At 44.0% G+C, this 18,346-nt stretch carries 23 protein-coding genes; 22 read left to right on the forward strand and 1 reads right to left on the reverse strand.

The window, feature by feature from the left end; genetic code table 11:
* The first annotated feature begins 105 nt into the window (after positions 1-105).
* The 18 genes from PR709_RS17295 to PR709_RS17380 all read left to right on the forward strand — a co-directional run bounded on the left by PR709_RS17295 (position 106) and on the right by PR709_RS17380 (position 15,773).
* Positions 106-528 carry a DNA-packaging protein gene (locus PR709_RS17295; protein ID WP_042116181.1) on the forward strand — a complete coding sequence of 141 codons (423 nt, stop codon included), beginning with the start codon at positions 106-108 and terminating at the stop codon, positions 526-528.
* Positions 509-1,756, forward strand: a complete 1,248-nt coding sequence (locus PR709_RS17300; RefSeq protein ID WP_272571042.1) for a PBSX family phage terminase large subunit — start codon at positions 509-511, stop codon at positions 1,754-1,756. Before PR709_RS17295 ends, PR709_RS17300 begins: the two co-directional genes overlap by 20 nt.
* Entirely contained in the window at positions 1,756-3,126 is a 1,371-nt protein-coding gene (locus PR709_RS17305) for an anti-CBASS protein Acb1 family protein (protein ID WP_249998710.1), read from the forward strand. Before PR709_RS17300 ends, PR709_RS17305 begins: the two co-directional genes overlap by 1 nt.
* Entirely contained in the window at positions 3,062-3,991 is a 930-nt protein-coding gene (locus PR709_RS17310; RefSeq protein ID WP_272571044.1) for a phage minor head protein, read from the forward strand. Before PR709_RS17305 ends, PR709_RS17310 begins: the two co-directional genes overlap by 65 nt.
* Positions 3,992-3,993: 2 nt before the next feature.
* The gene (locus PR709_RS17315) at positions 3,994-5,268 is read left to right on the forward strand and encodes a hypothetical protein (RefSeq protein ID WP_072502871.1); all 1,275 of its coding nucleotides are present in this window, start codon (positions 3,994-3,996) and stop codon (positions 5,266-5,268) included.
* A complete protein-coding gene (locus PR709_RS17320) occupies positions 5,268-5,714 on the forward strand; it encodes a gp53 minor capsid family protein (RefSeq protein WP_053110927.1) in 447 nt (148 codons plus the stop codon). Before PR709_RS17315 ends, PR709_RS17320 begins: the two co-directional genes overlap by 1 nt.
* Before the next feature lie 15 nt (positions 5,715-5,729).
* Entirely contained in the window at positions 5,730-6,824 is a 1,095-nt protein-coding gene (locus PR709_RS17325; protein WP_171831166.1) for a major capsid protein, read from the forward strand.
* Positions 6,825-6,834: 10 nt separating this feature from the next.
* Complete coding sequence (locus tag PR709_RS17330) at positions 6,835-7,008, forward strand: glycoprotein (protein WP_072502872.1); 174 nt, start codon at positions 6,835-6,837, stop codon at positions 7,006-7,008.
* Positions 7,009-7,063: 55 nt separating this feature from the next.
* A complete protein-coding gene (locus PR709_RS17335; protein WP_072502873.1) occupies positions 7,064-7,465 on the forward strand; it encodes a DUF7370 family protein in 402 nt (133 codons plus the stop codon).
* Positions 7,462-7,830, forward strand: coding sequence for a hypothetical protein (locus tag PR709_RS17340; RefSeq protein ID WP_206093065.1), 369 nt, complete (start codon positions 7,462-7,464; stop codon positions 7,828-7,830). Before PR709_RS17335 ends, PR709_RS17340 begins: the two co-directional genes overlap by 4 nt.
* Before the next feature lies 1 nt (position 7,831).
* Positions 7,832-8,197 carry an HK97 gp10 family phage protein gene (locus PR709_RS17345; RefSeq protein WP_206093064.1) on the forward strand — a complete coding sequence of 122 codons (366 nt, stop codon included), beginning with the start codon at positions 7,832-7,834 and terminating at the stop codon, positions 8,195-8,197.
* Positions 8,194-8,562: a phage tail termination protein gene (locus PR709_RS17350; RefSeq protein ID WP_052127995.1), complete on the forward strand. Its 369-nt coding sequence runs from the start codon at positions 8,194-8,196 to the stop codon at positions 8,560-8,562. The genes PR709_RS17345 and PR709_RS17350 overlap by 4 nt, the downstream gene beginning before the upstream one ends.
* Positions 8,563-8,629: 67 nt before the next feature.
* Positions 8,630-9,385 carry an Ig-like domain-containing protein gene (locus PR709_RS17355; RefSeq protein WP_206093063.1) on the forward strand — a complete coding sequence of 252 codons (756 nt, stop codon included), beginning with the start codon at positions 8,630-8,632 and terminating at the stop codon, positions 9,383-9,385.
* Between the two features lie 51 nt (positions 9,386-9,436).
* Positions 9,437-10,123: a DUF6246 family protein gene (locus PR709_RS17360; RefSeq protein WP_272571045.1), complete on the forward strand. Its 687-nt coding sequence runs from the start codon at positions 9,437-9,439 to the stop codon at positions 10,121-10,123.
* A 314-nt stretch (positions 10,124-10,437) separates the two neighbouring features.
* Entirely contained in the window at positions 10,438-11,262 is an 825-nt protein-coding gene (locus PR709_RS17365; protein ID WP_250170521.1) for a DUF3800 domain-containing protein, read from the forward strand.
* Between the two features lie 204 nt (positions 11,263-11,466).
* Positions 11,467-11,997 (forward strand): hypothetical protein, encoded by a 531-nt coding sequence (locus PR709_RS17370; protein WP_141173689.1) that lies wholly within the window; start codon positions 11,467-11,469, stop codon positions 11,995-11,997.
* Between the two features lie 104 nt (positions 11,998-12,101).
* Positions 12,102-15,584, forward strand: coding sequence for a tape measure protein (locus PR709_RS17375; protein ID WP_272571046.1), 3,483 nt, complete (start codon positions 12,102-12,104; stop codon positions 15,582-15,584).
* Between the two features lie 15 nt (positions 15,585-15,599).
* Positions 15,600-15,773: a hypothetical protein gene (locus PR709_RS17380; protein ID WP_272571047.1), complete on the forward strand. Its 174-nt coding sequence runs from the start codon at positions 15,600-15,602 to the stop codon at positions 15,771-15,773.
* On the opposite strand, the gene PR709_RS17385 is transcribed toward PR709_RS17380, so the two are convergent.
* Positions 15,763-15,963, reverse strand: a complete 201-nt coding sequence (locus tag PR709_RS17385; RefSeq protein ID WP_272571048.1) for a hypothetical protein — start codon at positions 15,961-15,963, stop codon at positions 15,763-15,765. The two genes, PR709_RS17380 and PR709_RS17385, sit on opposite strands and share 11 nt — an antisense overlap.
* A gap of 129 nt (positions 15,964-16,092) precedes the next feature.
* On the opposite strand from PR709_RS17385, the gene PR709_RS17390 reads away from it, so the two are divergent.
* From PR709_RS17390 to PR709_RS17405, 4 genes are read left to right on the forward strand one after another with little or no spacing between them, the layout of a single operon-like run.
* On the forward strand, positions 16,093-16,446 hold the full coding sequence (locus PR709_RS17390) for a phage tail protein (RefSeq protein WP_206093076.1): 354 nt from the start codon (positions 16,093-16,095) through the stop codon (positions 16,444-16,446).
* Complete coding sequence (locus tag PR709_RS17395; RefSeq protein WP_272571049.1) at positions 16,443-17,147, forward strand: phage minor tail protein L; 705 nt, start codon at positions 16,443-16,445, stop codon at positions 17,145-17,147. The genes PR709_RS17390 and PR709_RS17395 overlap by 4 nt, the downstream gene beginning before the upstream one ends.
* Complete coding sequence (locus PR709_RS17400) at positions 17,147-17,872, forward strand: C40 family peptidase (protein WP_272571050.1); 726 nt, start codon at positions 17,147-17,149, stop codon at positions 17,870-17,872. Before PR709_RS17395 ends, PR709_RS17400 begins: the two co-directional genes overlap by 1 nt.
* Positions 17,869-18,342, forward strand: coding sequence for a tail assembly protein (locus tag PR709_RS17405; RefSeq protein ID WP_272571051.1), 474 nt, complete (start codon positions 17,869-17,871; stop codon positions 18,340-18,342). The genes PR709_RS17400 and PR709_RS17405 overlap by 4 nt, the downstream gene beginning before the upstream one ends.
* Positions 18,343-18,346: the final 4 nt, after the last annotated feature.

The raw sequence follows: 18,346 nt of genomic DNA on the forward strand, positions 1-18,346 counted from the left end.
ACATGTACCCATTGTCTATTATCGGCGCTTTAATTCACAGCACTTGGCTAATGAAGCTCTGCTACAAGAAAGAAATTGTGTTTAAAGAAATTTAAAGGGATGGATATGGGACAACAATCTAAACAGGTTGGTTGCCCTAGCAAGCTGACTGATGAGCTAATCGCTAAGGCTAAGGAATACCTGTACGGCGGTTACAAAGAAAACGAAGGTCAGGTAATACCAAGTATTGCAGGGTTGGCGTGCTATTTAGGCATTGCTCGCTCTACTGTTTATGAATACGCAAAGCAGGATAGTTACTTAGGTCATGAGTTTTCGGACACGTTAGACGGAATTATGGCATTTCAGGAAATGAAGCTAATTAATAGCGGATTGACTGGCGACTTTAACGCAACAATCACTAAGCTAATGCTGGCCAATCATGGTTACAGTGAGAAGCAGGAAGTGGATCACAAGTCATCTGATAGCTCAATGTCACCAACAAAAATAGTTTTAGTTGCTGGGGGTAGCAATGACGGTAGCGAGGATTGAAATTCCACCTAAACTGGTTCCAGTTTTCGAGAACGAAGGTGTGCGATACCGTGGCGCATATGGTGGGCGTGGCTCCGCAAAGACGAGAACATTCGCATTAATGACAGCTATCCGTGGCTATATGGCTGCAATGAATGGTCAATCTGGGGTGATACTTTGCGCTCGTGAGTACATGAACTCGCTTGAAGAATCCTCGATGGAAGAAGTTAAACAAGCTATCAGGTCTGTGCCTTGGCTAAGTGATTTCTACGAGCTTGGCGAGAAATACATTCGCACTAAGTGCCGCTCAGTTAGCTATGTTTTCGCAGGGTTGCGACATAACTTAGATAGCATCAAATCCAAGGCGAGAATATTAATCGCATGGGTTGATGAGGCTGAATCAGTATCAGAAATCGCATGGACAAAACTTGCTCCTACGGTTCGTGAAGCTGGCTCTGAAATATGGGTGACATGGAACCCTGAGAAAGATGGCAGTGCAACAGACAAGCGCTTTAGAAAGGAGCCACCCGATAACGCAATTATTGTCGAGATGAACTACGATGATAACCCATGGTTCCCGTCAGTGCTTGAAGAAGAACGCTTGAGCGACCAATCCCGCCTAGACCCGAACACATACGCATGGATATGGGAAGGCGCTTATCTTGAAAACTCTGATAAGCAGGTGTTAGCGAATAAATACGTTGTTAAATCGTTCCCTGATGACCTGTGGAAGAAAGCAGATAGGTTGCTTTTCGGTGCCGACTTTGGTTTTGCTAAAGACCCTAACACGCTTATTCGCATGTTTATCTTAGATGACTGCCTGTACATCGAGCGCGAGGCTTACGGTGTAGGCGTTGAACTTGACCACATGCCAGCTTTTTACGATGAAATACCCGAAGCTCGTAAGTGGCCTATCAAAGCCGATTCAGCGCGTCCGGAAACAATCAGTTATCTGAAGCGACAGGGATTTAATATTTCAGCCGCTAAAAAGTGGCAGGGCAGCGTAGAAGATGGCATCACATACTTGCGTGGTTTCAAGCAAATTATCATTCATCCTCGCTGTAAAGAAACAGCAAAAGAAGCCCGCCTCTACTCATACAAAACAGACCGCATCACTGGTGAAGTGCTTCCCGTCATTGAGGATGAGTATAACCACTGTTGGGATGCGGTTAGGTATGGTCTGGATGGGTATATCACGCAAAAATCTAACGCAGGTCTACTGGTTCCAAAAAGATTACTGAGGCGATAATGCAAGAAAACATGAAACTAGCCGTCAATCACTTAGTGAATGATGCGATAGCTCGTGCCCGTATGGCTTTGGTAAATCCAACCATGGGGCTTGATGCTAAGCGATCATCAGCTTGGTGCGAATACGGATTTAAACAAGATTTAACCTTTGATGATTTATACAAACTATTTCGCCGTGGTGGGATTGCATACGGTGGAGTGACTAAACTAATTGGTACATGTTGGAAAACAGCGCCACAAGTTATTGAAGGTGAAAAAGCAGATAAATCTAAAGATGAAACTGGTTGGGAAAAATCTTTCAAAAAAACAATTAACAAGCGCATATGGAAAGAGTTTAAAGAGGCAGATCAGCGCCGTCTTGTAGGTCGCTATTCTGGCCTAATCCTTCACATCAATGACAATGGTAAATGGCACGAGCCGGTTAAAGCCTCCAAGCTTTTGAGAAGGGTTACTCCTGCATGGGCTAGTGCTATCAAACCTACTGAGTGGGTTACTGATATTAACTCGCCTGACTACGGTCAGCCGAAGATGTGGCAATACACCGAGTCACTACCCAATGGCGGCACTAGAAACATCAATATTCATCCTGACCGCGTGTTCATTCTAGGTGACTACTCCATTGATGCGATTGGCTTCCTTGAGCCAGCCTACAACGCATTTGTGAGCCTTGAAAAAGTCGAAGGCGGTTCTGGTGAGTCATTCCTAAAAAATGCAGCCAGACAGCTGTCAGTGAACTTTGACAAAGAGGCCAAGCTTGATGACTTAGCAAGAGCCTACGGTGTTGAGATGTCAGAGTTGCAGGAGATTTATAACGATGTTGCTAGGGAAATAAACATAGGCAATGACGCAGTTATGATCACTCAGGGAGCTAACGTTAACCCGTTAGTTACTGCTGTATCAGACCCAACGCCTACATATAACGTCAATCTTCAAACTGCCGCCGCAGCAATGGATATCCCATCGAAAATACTCGTCGGCATGCAAACAGGAGAAAGAGCGAGCACTGAAGATCAGAAGTATTTCAATTCACGCTGCCAATCACGCAGGGAGGGTGAGCTTTCATTCGAAATAGAGGACTTCATTGATCACTTAACACGAATCAAGGTTCTAGAGCCTATTGCTGAGAAAACGGTTATTTGGGATGACCTGAACGAGCAATCAGCTACTGAGAAGCTCGATAGTGGTGAAAAGATGAGCCGTATAAATCAAGCATCACTAGCAACTGGCGAGCCTGTATTCACCGTTGAAGAGATTAGAACGGCAGCAGGGTATGAGAATGATGGTAGCGACCCGCTAGGTGAATTCGATGAAAATCCAGAAGATAAGGACCGCTATAAGGGCAGGAACGAAAGCCGATCCAACAGCGGTTGATAAATTGGAGCGCGGAGCAATGAAAGCCTTTGCAAAGCGCATTAAAAAAGTATCACAAGGCTACATACAGCTACTCAATAGAATCCCATCCGAGCCTGTAGTTAATAAAAAATACCAATTCGACCTAGACCCTAATTATCTGTCAATCATCTTGAGAGATGGTGAGCTCATGGTCGATGAGGTGTTATTGCAGGGTGGTGAATTCAATAACTTCTTTTTCAATGAGTACGTCAGCACAGCATATGAGCGAGGAACGGCGCAGGAATATGCAAACCTAGCGCAGCAATCGACAGCATATGCAGCGACGCAACAAAGCGTAGCAACGATATTGCTTAGTGAGCCTTATCAGCTTCGGATGGCGTTAGTTCGGGCTAGGGTGTTTGAAGAAATGAAAGGGCTGTCTGCGCAAGTCAAAGCAGATATGGCGCGCATTCTTACCGATGGTATAGCGAGGGGGCTAAATCCTCGTGAAGTTGCTAGAAATCTGAATGAGCAATCAGGCATCGAAATCCGTCGTGCTAATCGAGTGGCCAGAACGGAAATCACAACGGCATTACGCCGAGCCAGAATGGATGAGGCTGATAAGGCTAGTGAGGTTCTAAACCTTGAAACTCGGCAGGTCCACATATCCGCGCTTAGTCCAACAACACGACCTAATCATGCATCACGTCACGGCAAAATATTTACCACTGACGAGCAGCGTGATTGGTGGGCTAGAGATGGTAATTCAATCAACTGCAAGTGTTCGACGGTGACTATTCTGACTGACAAAGAAGGTAGGCCGTACAACGATACGTTGCTCAATAAACTGAAAGAGGAAAAAGAAGCCATGAAAGAACGTGGTTACCAATGGGCGGAGGAATAACGATGCCGATTCAAGTAAACGTCACGACCAAGGTTAATAGCGCATCAATCAGGCGTGAAACCTATAACGGCCGTGAGCACATCATCATCCCGAGTTACACACTGCCAGCAAACGTGATCATGAATGGCGGATTGTATCCAAGCACTGAAATCGATGCTCATTACAGAGGTCTAGAAGGCACTCTTGCTCCGCTTGGGCATCCGACGGTAAATGGTGAGTTTGTATCAGCTTTGTCGGCTGAGGGCATCAATCAGGGGCATATTGGGGCGTGGAATCGAAATGTAGAGAAGGTCGGTAATCGAATCTATGTCGAAAAGTGGATTGATGTAAACAAGGCAAAAGAATCTGAAGGTGGTCGCGAAGTTTTGGCAAGGGTAGAAGCGCTGGAAAGCGGCGAAAGCTCAGAGCCAATTCATACCAGCGTGGCTGTTTTCTTGGAGAAACTCGAAGCCAACGAAGAACAGAAAGCGCAAGGCTATAACTGGATTGCAAAAATTCACAGAATGGATCATGACGCAATATTACTTCATGAATCTGGTGCAGCAACACCAACTCAAGGTGTTGGGATGATGGTTAATGCTGACCAAGCAACTGAGATGCAAATCAATAACGGCGCGCTCACTGGCGAAACCTATCGCGAGAAAGAACACAAGTTAACGATGGCGGCTCGCAAGCAGTTTGCTACTGGTGGTGAGTTTGTATGGGTATCTGATTTCACTGATACACACGCAGTCATCATCGTAGATAACGGCACGGCTAAATTGCATTCCTACACTAACGAAGATGGCGTTATCACATTTGATACTCAAGGCGAAGAAGTGGAGCGCCAAGAGTCATGGGTCAAAGTGGTAACAAATAAACTTAAATCGGTATTCAGTAAACCGCAGGCAAGCCCTGCAATCAATAACAGTACGGAGGGCGACATGCCTTTAACTCAAGAAGAAAAGAAAGAACTCGTAGGTGATATTGCTCAGGCATTAGCAGCGAACCTTGCTGAGCAACTAAAGCCAATCAATGAAAAGGTTGATGCGTTACAGGTTAACCACAAGAAGCTGGAAGAATCATTAACCGCAAACCAACGTGCAGAAGAAGCCGAAATGCGCAAAGAGGTAGCAGCTAAATATGGCGAAGTGGTTGCAAATTCACTACAAGGCCAAGCATTAATCGATATGCACAAGCAACTCGGTGAAGCAGCATCATTAGCTGGCAACTCAGTCGCACAGCAAGAGCAAGTTGGCGCACCAAACCCAGCGGAATACTTTAAGGGAGCTCAATAATGGCTACTAGTCGTTACCGCCGTGTAAATCTTGACGGCAAATCAATCACAGAAACACGCGCAGCAAAGGCGAATGTGTTGCCCGGTACTTTCGTGGTTATTGATGCAGATGATGAGTTTGCACAAGCCACAGCATTAACTGGTCGCATCTACATTACCAATCCAGCGTATCACCAAGGTCTGACAATTCGTGATGCTATTCCTGCTGGTGACTCTGTTGTCGGTGAGTATGTAGAAGAAGGTCGAGAGTTGGCTGTATTGGTTCCTGCTGGAACTTATAAAAAAGACTCTCCGATCAAGCTTGGTGCTGATGGTAAAGGCGCTCTTGCATCTGCTGATACAGAATCAGTAATTGGCTACTCTCAAGATGAAGTGACGCTAAAAGATGATGATTTCATTCGTGTTCGCTTTCGTGTTGGCACTGTAGCTACTGCAACTACTGATTAATAAAAAGGAAAAAACATGTTTTATACTGCTGAAACTTTAGCAACAAATAGCCGACTGCAACGTCAGTGGGATAGCCTATGGGCTACACGTAATATCTATAACACGCAACATAACTTGATGATTAACCAGTATCAGAACGTGATGGACGGTGAGACGTTAGCGGCAAACCAAGTTGGCGGCTTCACTCGTGAATTTTGGGCTGAGATTGACCGTAATATTATCCAACTCCGCGGCCAAGAAACAGGCATGGAAATCGTCAATGATTTAATGGGCCTGCAAACAGTGTTACCAATTGGCAAAACAGCGAAACTGTATAACGTGGTTGGCGATATTGCTGATGACGTATCAATCAGCATCGATGGTCAAGCACCATATTCGCATGATCACACTGGATACGACTCAGACGGTGACCCAATTCCAGTATTCACCGCAGGTTATGGTGTTAACTGGCGTCATGCGGCAGGGCTAAGCACTGTTGGCATCGACTTAGTGTTAGATTCTCAAACCGCGAAGATGCGCCAATTCAACAAGAAAATTGTTAATTACTTCCTGAATGGTGACGACAAAATCAGCGTTGATGGTTACAAAGGCCAAGGCATGAAGAATCACCGCAACACAGCGAAAATCGACTTGGGAGCTTCTGGTGCTAATATCGATTTAACCACTGCTGACTTGCCTGCATTGTTAGCGTTCTTTGGTTTTGGTGGTGCGTTCGGCCAGACTGCATTCAACAACAAAGTAGACGCTTACGATGTTATGTGGGTGAGCTATGAGGCATGGGGTAACCTGATTAAGCCTACAGTGGTTGCGGTTGGCGCAGGTGCTGGCAATAGCGTAGTGAATGGTCGTGTTATCGACACATTACTGCCGTATGCTGGCGTGAAAGAAATTCGCCCGACTTATGCGCTTAAAGGTACTGAGTTCATTGCGTATCAGCGTCGCAAAGATGTAGTGACTCCTTTAGTTGGCATGGCGACTGGTGTTGTTCCTAAGCCTCGTTTTATGCCACAGGATAACTACAATTTCCAAATCATGTGCGCGGCAGGTCTGCAAATCACTCGTGATGGCGAAGGTAAGTCTGGCGTGGTTTATGGCGCGAAACTGAGCTAAGGAGATAAAAATGGCTAAGTATGAAGTTATTATCCCTTGGTATGGTGTCGAAAAAGGTGAGGTTGTTGATATTGAAAGCCTTCACCCCGCACTGAAACCAAATGTTCGGAAGTTATCAATTGAGGCTGCTGAATTAATCCCATCCACACCGAAAGCCAAGTCGAAGAAAGACAAAGAAGAATAGCCGCGAAAGCGGTTTTTTATGCCCTCGAAAGAGGGCTTTGCTTTGTGAGGTAATCATGATCACAAAAGAGCAAGCCAAAGAATACCTGACGGGGCAGGGAATAGAGTTGCCTGATTTTATTCTCGACGCGTTGATTGAGCAGGTCGGCAGCATTCAGGAATGCCTTGATAAGCATTATCCAGCGGCAACCGCACTATTGATTCAGATGTATTTACTTGCACTCATGGCGCTTGGTCAGGGTGATAAGTATATCATCTCGCAATCAGCCCCCAACGGTGCGTCACGGTCATTTCGGTATCAATCCTTTGGTGATAGATGGAAAGCGGCTATATCGCTTCTACGTAGCTTAGATAAGTACGGATGTGCTAATGGTCTAATCCCATCTGACCCGACTCAAACGGCGCATGCTGGATTGTGGATAGCTAAAGGCGGATGTATGTGCGGAGGTGGTCGATGAGCGCTACCGCTAATTGGTCATATACCAACATCGCAACAATTTACCCTGTCATTCATGGTGGCGGCGAGTGGGGGGATGAAACTACCTACGGGCCTCCTTATCTTATTGACTGCACATGGCAATCTAGTAATGAAGTTGTGAAAGACGATATGGGCAAAGAGTTCGTCACCAATAACGTTTTTTACACTGAATTGAAGCGTAGCGGTGTAGATGTTCAAAAGCCAGAGCGCGGGTTCTACATTGCCAAAGGCGATACCACTTCTCAATCTGACCCGAGAGTCGCAGGAGCTGACATCATCATCACAGTTAAAGAAGATGATATGAGCTTTTTCGGGGAAGAGCCAGATTATGAAATAAGGACTTGATATGGCTGGCAGAGTTAGAGGGCTTGACAGTGCAAGGCGCAATACACGAGCGTTTATTAACGCAACAACAAAAAAAGCGGAAACAGCAATACATAAAGCGATCCTTGTCGGTGCTGAGCTGTCTGCTGTGTATACCCCTATTGACACATCAACGCTAATTAATTCGCAGTTTCGCGAAACTAAAGTGAACGGCACTCGCATAACGGGGAGGGTTGGTTATAGCGCAAGTTATGCGGTGTATGTCCATGACCCTAAAGTGAAACAAAACTTTAGGCGTAGCTCTGCGAAAAAAGAGTTTCTTAAATCTGCTTTCGAAGAGTCTGAGGAGCGTATACATGAAGTGATAACAAGGGAGCTGAGAGTGTGATTATTGATGATTTTCTTGACTACTTAAAGCGCGGTGGACTTACTGATGGATTCATTGTTCAACGCTTAGACTGGAAAGAGCGTCCAGAAACTAAAATCCAGCAATATATTGTTATCCGCCCTGCCAGTGGTTCTGGTCGGTTGGGTGAGTTGAGTGCAGATGATTATGTAGATGTTATTCTCGTGTCCGCACAAGATGACCCAATTCCCGCATTAACTCGCGCTGATGAAATACTCAAATATGTCGCGGCAAATCCTAGTGACTGTAATCTCAACTCAGTTTTTAACATGGGTGGGCTGCCATCAGGAATTGTAACCACAGAAAACCGAACGATATTCAGGCTCTCATTCCGCTGCTTATCATAAACAAACAAATCTCAAACTAGGTCGCCAATGTGCGGCCTTTTTTATTTTCTATAGAAAGAGGTAAAACATGGCTAACTGCCCCGTACAAACTAACAAGTTGATTGGGCGCAATGCAGTTATTCGTATTGCTCCTGGCTGCCCTGACCAAGTTCCAGCGCAGTCTGCATTTAAGCGGATTGGCGCGATTACAACAAAGTCCTTTGATTTATCACCAAATTCGATTACGTCAGAGGCAGACGATACAAAAGGCCTAATAGAAAACATTGTTACCAACATGGATCTCTCTATCTCATTCGACGGAGAGTATCGCAAGAGAGACAAAGATACTGACTTTGGGCCATTAAAGCTATTACAGGAGATCCCTAAAGAAGTGCAAATGGGTCGCCAGCCTGCTTATTGGGTGCAGATGGACTTCACTGGAGAGGATGCTGTTGTTCTTCAAGGGTATTTTGTATTCACATCTTGGTCTTCTGAGTTTCCAGCATCAGAAATCGCTACTTACTCGGGAGAGTTAAAAGTATCTGATGCTGACTCGATTGAATGGCTAGTTGAGGAAGTTGCAGTAACAGGAGTATCAGTCACGCCCGCAACATTGAGCGTAAAAGCAGGTGAAACAGGCACGTTCACAGTTAACTTCACGCCAACAGATGCAACCAATAAAAATTACACGGTTGTAAGTGATAAGGCTAACTTTGCAACAGTTAGTAAGTTGGTGAATGTTGTCACTGTCACAGGTGTTGCAGCAGGAACAGCAAATGTAACTGTCACATCTGAAGATGGTGCAAAAACTGCTAAATGCGTAGTCACTGTCACGGCTGCTTAATATTACAAAGGGTGCTTTCGAGTGCCCTTGATAATATTTTCAGGGGGAAAAATGGCAGCAAGAAAGGAATATGGCGAATTCATAATATCAACGCCTGACAAAGATTATTTTTTCAAGCCTTCATTTGATGCGATGACAAGAATAGGAACGCCAGAGCAGATTGTTAATGCACTTACTCTGATAAGCGGGGCGGAGGCTCAGGCATTAATTGCTCGCGCCAAACATGCTTATGGAGAGGTTCCTGATTGGCTATTTAGAGCGTTAAAAAAACCAGCCTACGGACGCAGCGTTTTATCAACATCAATGATGGTGATGCAAGCTTGCTGTAATGATGATTGCGATGAGCTGATAGGCGAGTGGAAGCCAAGTAGAAATGGCTCAACATACAGGCTAGGCAAGATGCCTGTCACATCCATAATTGTGTTGGCTAATGAGTTAATGATGCATGGCATTGTTGGCAAAGTAAAGGTTAGAAAGCTTCAGCGTAACGAAGGTAAAAACGAATTTACAGATAGCTTTAATGCCATTGAGTACATCAATGCTGCTCGAGCTCATTTTGGAATGAGTCGTGAGGAGGCGGAGCAATTAACCATGACCGAGTTCGTCATGATGCTAAAAGCTAAATATCCAGACGAGAAAGGCTTCACTCGTGAAGAATACGACGAGATCATGAAAGCTGATGACCTGCGCAATGATGAGCTGATCAGTGGTAAGCGTCGATTGGTGAGTAGGAAATAATACTAAGTAGGGCAGCAATGCCCTAGTATCAATGCGCCAACTAGGTATCATTGTGTATGTATACAGTGGTTTGGTGCATTTTACCTGTGCTCACATAAGATTCTATTGCAGCGCAAATCATAACGTGGCAATCTCGTGGGGCGCGAATTATACGCTTAATGGGTCATTACGCAATAAAAAGATCTTGACACCATTAACCTCAAGGTAATAGACTCTGAATCCAGAGGCGGGGGATGAGAATTCTCTGCTGCTGATTCCGGGGCTCGGCTATTTATAGTCGAGCTTCCGTGTATTTAAACCTATAGAAAAATAACATGTCTCAGTTATACATAGTATATCTAGATGAATTTGGCCATGACGGTCCATTCATATCACATGATCATGAGCTTCATAACACTCACCCAGTATTCGGGCTAGGTGGATTTGTAATTCCTGCTAATAGAGTTCGAGACTTCTCTCATTTCTTCTTTAAGTTAAAACAAAATCTTTTTGGTAAATATGAGATTCCTGCCGCAAGGAAGAAAGAAGAAGAGGCTGGTGGAAAATTTCAACTGTCTAACTGGGAAAAGAAAGGGTCAAAACAGTATTCTGTAGCCAACTTAAAAAAATATAAAAGCTTTCTGATCGGTAGCACTGGAAGAATTATAAACAATATAACCAAGATGGGTGGTTTTTTGTTTTATGTTGGAGAGGCTAAAAAAAGGGGGGTTGAGAAGCACAATCCTCAAGGTGTATACAAATCCAGTCTAAAAGAAGTTATTAAAAGGCTTGATGATGAATTCAAGGGCCAAGACGCTCAGTTTCTTATTTTTATGGATGACCATGAGATAAGAAAAGAAATTGTAAAGCGTTCGATATATGAAATGCATCAATGCGATAAGTATCAACTGTTGGAAGCACCTGTTCAGGTAGACAGTAAATTGTATCAGACTATTCAATGTGCAGATTGGCTTTGTGCACTGTATGGAAAGATATCTTACTTTGATGTTGAGCCTGAGAGTAAGCCAGAATATATATTATTTAAACAATATTTTGGTGACCGAATAGCCAGAGCGCAGAAGCGAAGTAATGTCAGGAATAACATAGACAGACCAGCGTCAACTCAAAAGCTGACTGAGCTCTTAAATAAATTCAACTAACCCACTCCGGTGGGTTTTTTATTGCCTGAATATCTCAAATTATTGATATTGTTTGATTATAACGAATCGTTAGAATTGATACCCCGTCCTTGGGCTTGTAATCCAGATCACACACTACGCCTCTTAACTGAGGCCTTTTGCTTTGTTTTGCGTCACCCTCGGGCTATCATAAATTAAATTAATAAAAACTGAGGTGAGGGTGAGATGAGAAAGGTACTGATAATTGCTACGGTGGTTGCTTTGCTGGCTGGTTGTGACAGTAAACAAGATGCCCCGTTTGGTTTAACGTGGGGGCAGTCTATGAGCAAGACTCAATCCCAGTATGGTGAAAAAATTAAGTGTGATGATGCAAGTGATTTATATGCGCAGTGCTCATTTTATGGAGGGAATCCATTTAATGAATGGATTGATTATGGTGTTATTGGATTTAGTGACAATAAGTTAAGTCATGTTACCATCTGGTTTCGCGGGGAAAACCCTGACCCACTCAAAAGTTTTTTGGTTCATGACGTTTTACTTGACAAGTTAAATAGTGAGTTTTCTTTTTTAGAGAAGCATGGGGCTGACAAAAACACCCTTGATATTATACGAAAAAAGTGTACTGAGTTTGAAACTTGTGACGATATCAATGAAAGTGTGACGACAGACTTGGGTAGGGTTGATATAGAGCTGAAAACAACATCAACTACAGTTATTCCTACAGCAAGAATAACATATGAGCTGATCGAGGAATAAACCATACAACTTTATTGATTACACCCTGCCGTTTGGCGGGGTTTTTTATTTTAGCTAAAGGCCTCGTCGCGTTGACGGGGCTTTTCTTTTTCTAGGAGAAAGAAATGTCAACGAATCTAGGCGAGATAGTATACGACGTATCGATGGATGTTCAGCAGCTTTTAACTTCACAGAGAACTCTAGAACAGAGGCTCAATAGAATGGAGTCAAGCTTTAACAGCACAAGCACTGCAATAGATCGCACAAACAAGGCGATGCTATCTCTATCTAAAGTGGCAGTAGCGTTAACAAGTTATCTCTCTGTTAAGTCTGTAGCCGACTACGCGGAAGCATGGACAACATTAAACAACAAACTCTCTAACTCGATTAGAGAGGGGGAGTCTTTAGTTGATGTCACTGAGCGAATATTTAATATTTCTCAAACAACTCGATCAAGTTTAGATGCAACGGCAACTCTATATGCTCGCTTAGAAAGAGGAACAAGACAGTACAACACGTCAGCTCAAGATCTAGCTAAACTCACGACAATAATAAATCAGGGGTTTATTGTTTCCGGAGCAACCGCGCAAGAGGCGGAGAACGCCATTATTCAGCTGTCGCAGGGCATTGCTTCTGGCGTGCTGAGAGGAGAAGAATTTAACTCTGTATCCGAGCAAGGAAGTCGTTTAATGGTCGCTTTGGCTGATTCTTTAGGTGTTGGAATTGGCGAGCTGAGAAAAATGGCAGCAGAAGGAAAGTTAACGACAGATGTCGTTGTCAATGGCCTTTTATCTCAAGGTGACTCAATCGGCAAGGAGTTCGCAAATACAACTCAGACGATGTCTCAAGCAATGCAAGAGGCTGGGAATAACATCACAAAGTTTTTTGGAGAGTCATCAACAATAAAGTCATTTGTGAGTGTATTCAATGATTCTGTTGTAACAGTAAGTGAAAACCTGAGCGCATTGGCTGGCGTATTAACGTTGCTAGCATCAGTGCTAGGCAGTAGGTTTGCTGGCGCACTAGCGATGGCAGCAAAAGGGAAAATACAAGCAGCTATAGAATCAAGAAATTTAGCCATAGCGGAACACAGGCTTGCATCATCAGCAGAATTAACAGCCGCTGCAAATTTAAGAGCAGCGTCAGTAGCTAAAACAAGAGCGCTAGATGAAGTTAAGCTAGCGCAACAAATGAGAGCAACTGCAACAACAACCGATCAAGTTGCAGCAGCAGAAGCTAGGCTGTCGGCAGCAAGAAGAAACGCTGCTCCAATAGTAAATAGGTACAACAGATTGTTATCTGAGCATAGATTAGCCCAAGCGGAAGCGGCTGCGGCGGCGTCAAGGGCTAGCATTACGATTGGCGGCGTGCTGAGAGGTGCGCTTGGGTTGGTTGGTGGGCCAGTAGGATTTGCAGTTTTGGCGGCGTCAGGCTTGTTCTATTTTAGCCAAAAGGCTCAGGAAGCTAGAGATAGTGCGAATAGCCTAGCGGACGGAGTAAACGGGCTTATCCAAAAATTCAAAGAGATGACGCGAGCTCAAATTGGAGAAGAGATAGGTAAAGCAAACAAACAAATACCAGAGTTGGAAAAATCACTAAAAGAAGCTCAGGAGCGGTTTGATAAACTCACAGTTAAAATAGAGGGTTACAACAGAGAAATCAAAAGGTTTGAGTTAAGCAACAGAAGAGGAAGGGAGGCATCTGAGGCTCTAAATATCGTTTTGAATGATCAGAAAATTGCTGCGAGTGAGCTTGAAAGGGCACAACAAAGGTTATCTCAAGCCAAAAACTTTGTAACTATAGCAACAGCAAAATTCAATGGCGAACTAAGAGAAGGTGCTGAACTATTATCTTATCAAGCTAAAACTCTACTACCTAGTGGAAGCGCTGCGCTAAGACAGTATGGCGTAGATTTGGAGAAAGCCACAAGAAGCAAGCAAAAATTCAATTCTCAAAGCTTGATGCTGGATTATGGCGGCGAAAAAGGGGAGGAGTTAAAAAAGAAAATAGAGAGGGATTTGGCTTTATCTAAGCTTGATGGTGAAGCAAAAGTTAAGCTACAAGTTAAGTACGCAGCGGAGGACGCGGGCGTTAAAGATGAAAAAGCGATTGAAAATCTACAAGACGCAGCAGTTGCCACTTTCAAAAACAATGAAGAAAAGAAGAGGTCAATAAAAACCAGCAAGGATGCGGCTACCGCAGCGGCTAAAGAAGCCACTGAAGCTGAGAAGTTGCAGAAAAAAATTAATGATCTGGCAAATGCAACAAAAGTTGCAGCGTTAGAAGCTAAGGGGTTATACAGAGACGCAGCAATTGAAGAGGCAAAGCTAAAACTTGGCAAAAAAGCCACGGATCCGCAAATTGAAGAAATAACAGAGCTTGCAGGGAAAGAGTTCGACTTAAAACAGGCCATCAAAGATAGGGAGGACGCTTACAAGCAAAATTTAGGACTCCAAGCGGCAAGAGATCAGAAGTTAGCATTAGAGCAACTAGACAGACAACTTAACGCTAATCTGATCACAGAAGAAATGCATCATAAACGTAAATATGAAATTGCTTCTGAATACGCTAACAAAATCGCAGAAATTAAAGTCAATAGCACAGTCAACAACATCGAAGAAAATCGAGCCAAATTCGACCCCATCCAAGCTTTAGCAAATGAACAAGCTAAAAAGCTGGTGATGATGGAGAACTTCCATAAACAAGAGCAGGCGTTACTTGAAGAGGCTTATGCAAAACAGCAAATGACTCACGAGCAGTTTACTGCTGCAAAAGAGGCGACAGATGCTCAGTATTTAATGTTGAGGACAGCTTCTCAGAACGAATTCAACAAGCAGATGACCGAGGCGGGATGGCAAATACTGAGACAGCAAAATCTCGGTTTTGAAATGCTCACAGGCGCTATTGATTCGTTTTCCGGTAACGCATCCAATGCTCTTACAGGCATCATTACTGGCAGCATGTCAGCAGAAGAGGCCCTTCGCTCAATGGGAAGCACGATATTAAACACACTTGTAAACTCGTTTGTGCAAATGGGTGTTGAGATGGTGAAAAACTTCATTTTATCTCAAACGCTCGGCAAAGCATCAGCGATGGCAGCAGCCGCAACAGCAACAGCAGGAGGAGCGGCAGCATTGGCAGCATGGACTCCGGCGGCGATAGCAGCATCTATTGCGACATTGGGTACTGCATCAGCGACAGGGGCGACGGCATTTCAAACTGCGATGGCCGGTGGGCAGATGGCAAGTAAGCTTTCTGGCCTTGGCACTCAAGCAGTGGGCATGGCATTTGGCGGAGGGCGTGAAAGCGGCGGCCCAGTATCAGCGGATAAATATTACCGAGTTGGTGAAAATGGTAAGCCTGAAATCTTCAAAGCCAGCACCGGAAAGCAATACATGATCCCGGGTGACAATGGGAGAGTTATATCGAATAAGGACATCGGAGGAGGTTCTGGCGGGGGAGCAACAATATATCAAGAGAATCATTTCACTATTCACACAACTAACGGGATAGATGATGCAACAATGAAGAAAATGCAAGAAATGATGAAAACCACTGCATTACTTCAAATCAAAGACCAAAAGCGCCCGGGTGGAATGTTAAGTTAATAAGGAGAGGTAGTTATGAGTAACAAACATTTAGAACAAACAATTGCGACATTATCAGCGCAAGTCACACAGCAAAATGTTCAGATTGCAGAGCTACAAAAACAGCTCACTGACATGCAAGCGGCAATGAGCTGTGAATTAGATGCGCTAAGTGCGCGAATTGTTACTGTTGAAAATTTTAACCGTTAGAACAGTTTGCAAAGCTTTCTCTGGCATGTTGAATTGCTAATTTTTCAATGTCTCTTAAGGTTAGATTCATGACATTTTTACCTGTGGTATTAATGTCAAAGTTATGAATGGAGCCATCAGAGCCAGTTAGTCCCACTGCAAGTTTATTTGATTCTTCGCTCTGATTCATAGAACGAACACTATGTAACATAAATTGCATATTTTCCTCACACCGAAGTTAATCAGCCATCCCTTCGGCAAGATTCACAGGGCTGACCTTTAACCATAAACCAAATTTATCTATTGAAAATCCTGATATTTAAACAGCAAGGAGACTGGTTTGACCCCAATATTTAATTGGGTGCCGCAGAAAGACTATACAGTCACAGAAACCCCTAATGTCTCAGTCGTCACTTTTGGTGACGGTTACGAGCAGCGCCAACAAAAAGGCATTAATCCTCTACTTTCTAAATATTCTGCACTGACATTTATCGGTGTAGATGGCTTGTGTGGAAAACCCAATATCGCCAAAGAAGTTAGAGCCTTTTTGAAGGAGAGGGGGGCTGTGGAGTCGTTTTTCTGGACACCATCAGATACGGGACAGCAAGGGCGTTATGTCTGCCGTAGCTGGTCTTATACCAAGAACGGCATCGTTCATAAATTAATAGCAGAGTTTGAGGAAGTAGTTAGATGAAAGATATCCCAAAAGAGCTGCTTATCTCCGCAGTCGATGCTGGGGTTGTGACTTGTCTGGACTTATACGAGCTTGACTTATCAAGACTAGGCGGCGAAATAATTCGTTTTTATGGTGGTGTTAATGAGAACTATCACAATCTAATCTGGCAAGGCCGAGAGTATCAGGCTTACCCCATACTTGCTGAGGGGTTCGAGTCTAAGGTTTCAGGAACAGGAGCCAAACCAACTTTAACTGTAAGTAATTTATTCGGGTTTATGACTGGGCTGAATAGTGATTTTAACGACATTGTTGGTTCAAGGTTAATTCGTAGGCAGGTTCCAATTAATGCATTAGATGCTATAAATTTCAAAAATGGCAATCCTGACGCTGACCCAACAAGCGAGGTTTTGTCAGTGTTCATCATTGAAGAAATGACAGAAGAGACGTTTGAGCAGGTGACATATTCTCTCGCATCACCATCCGAGAGCGACACGGCAATTATCCCCGCAAGGACAATTCTTGCGGATGTTTGTCAGTGGGTATATAGGGGTAAAGGATGCAGATATTCTGGTAAACCAGTCGCTGATGAATTTGATAACCCAACATCGGATCCGCTCAAGGACAAATGCTCTCATTCAAAGCGCGGATGTCGATTGAGGCACCCTAGGCCTGAGGTACTTCCAATAGGGTTATTTCCTAATAGCAATAAGGTGGGGTAATGCTTGAGAAAGAGTGCATTGAATATGCTAATGAGAGCGATTTGGAGCAGTGCGGGCTAATCATTGGCAATTCGCATCTATTCAGGTGTAAAAACTCACACCATGAGCCTCGCAAGCATTTTAGGATAAGTGGCGATGAATGGACAGAGGCTGAAAAAGTAGGAGAAATCACAGCCGTCTTTCATTCTCACCCGCAGACTCGTCTTGTACTATCTGCCGCTGACAGAAAGCAGCAACTCATGACAGGGCTTGAGTGGTGGCTTGTAAGTAACAATAGATTGCGAATATTTAAGCCTGTCCCGCACCTTCTTGGTAGGCATTTTGAGCACGGAGTAACTGACTGCTACACATTATTTCGTGATGCATATCATTTGTGTGGCATCGATTTACCTGAATATGAAAGGTCTGACGGCTGGTGGTTACGGGATGAGAATCTCTACATAAACAATTTGCCACACAACGGCTTTTATCAAGTGGACATTACTAGCATCCAGCCACTCGACATCATCATTAGATCGCCTTTTTATGGAGCGAACCCAAGCCACGCCATGGTTTACCTTGGCGACAATATCGCTATTCATCACGATTGTGCAGGGCACTTGAGCCGTAGAGAACCGTTAAGGCAGGGGCACTGGCGCACAGTGCATTCAATTTGGAGACATAAAAAATGGTTAGATTTGAATTTAGAGGGGGTCTTAGAAGATATTTTAGCAACCTCGACATGAATGTTTCAAAAATCAGCGACGGGCTAAGATTGCTTTTTGCTCAAAATATTGAGTTTCGAAAAGCATTCACTCACTCAAAAATGCACATCACTATCAACGACCAAAAGATAAGCTCAGGCGAGTTAGAGTTTAGCTTTTCGAGAAGGCTCCCTGCTAATTCTGTTGTTAAGTTCACGCCTGTAGTTGAGGGGGCAATTGCGGGAGGCGTGGCTACTTGGGTGGTGGTGGGATTGGTTGCTGCATCCATAGCATTATCGCTTTACACCTTGTTCAAAACACCAAATAAACCCTCGTCAACTGATGCACAGTCAGATCGCATTACTAATAACTCATTTTCAAGTGCAGATAATTTAGTGGGTCAGGGGCGCCCTGTGCCTATTTTGCTCGGGGAGATGGTCGTTGGTAGTAACGTGATATCACTGGGTATAGACACAACAAACAATAAAGATTGGGATATTTCAATAAGTTGAGGTA

The sequence above is a fragment of the Providencia sp. PROV267 genome (genome assembly GCF_028477825.1).
Taxonomy (GTDB): domain Bacteria; phylum Pseudomonadota; class Gammaproteobacteria; order Enterobacterales; family Enterobacteriaceae; genus Providencia; species Providencia stuartii.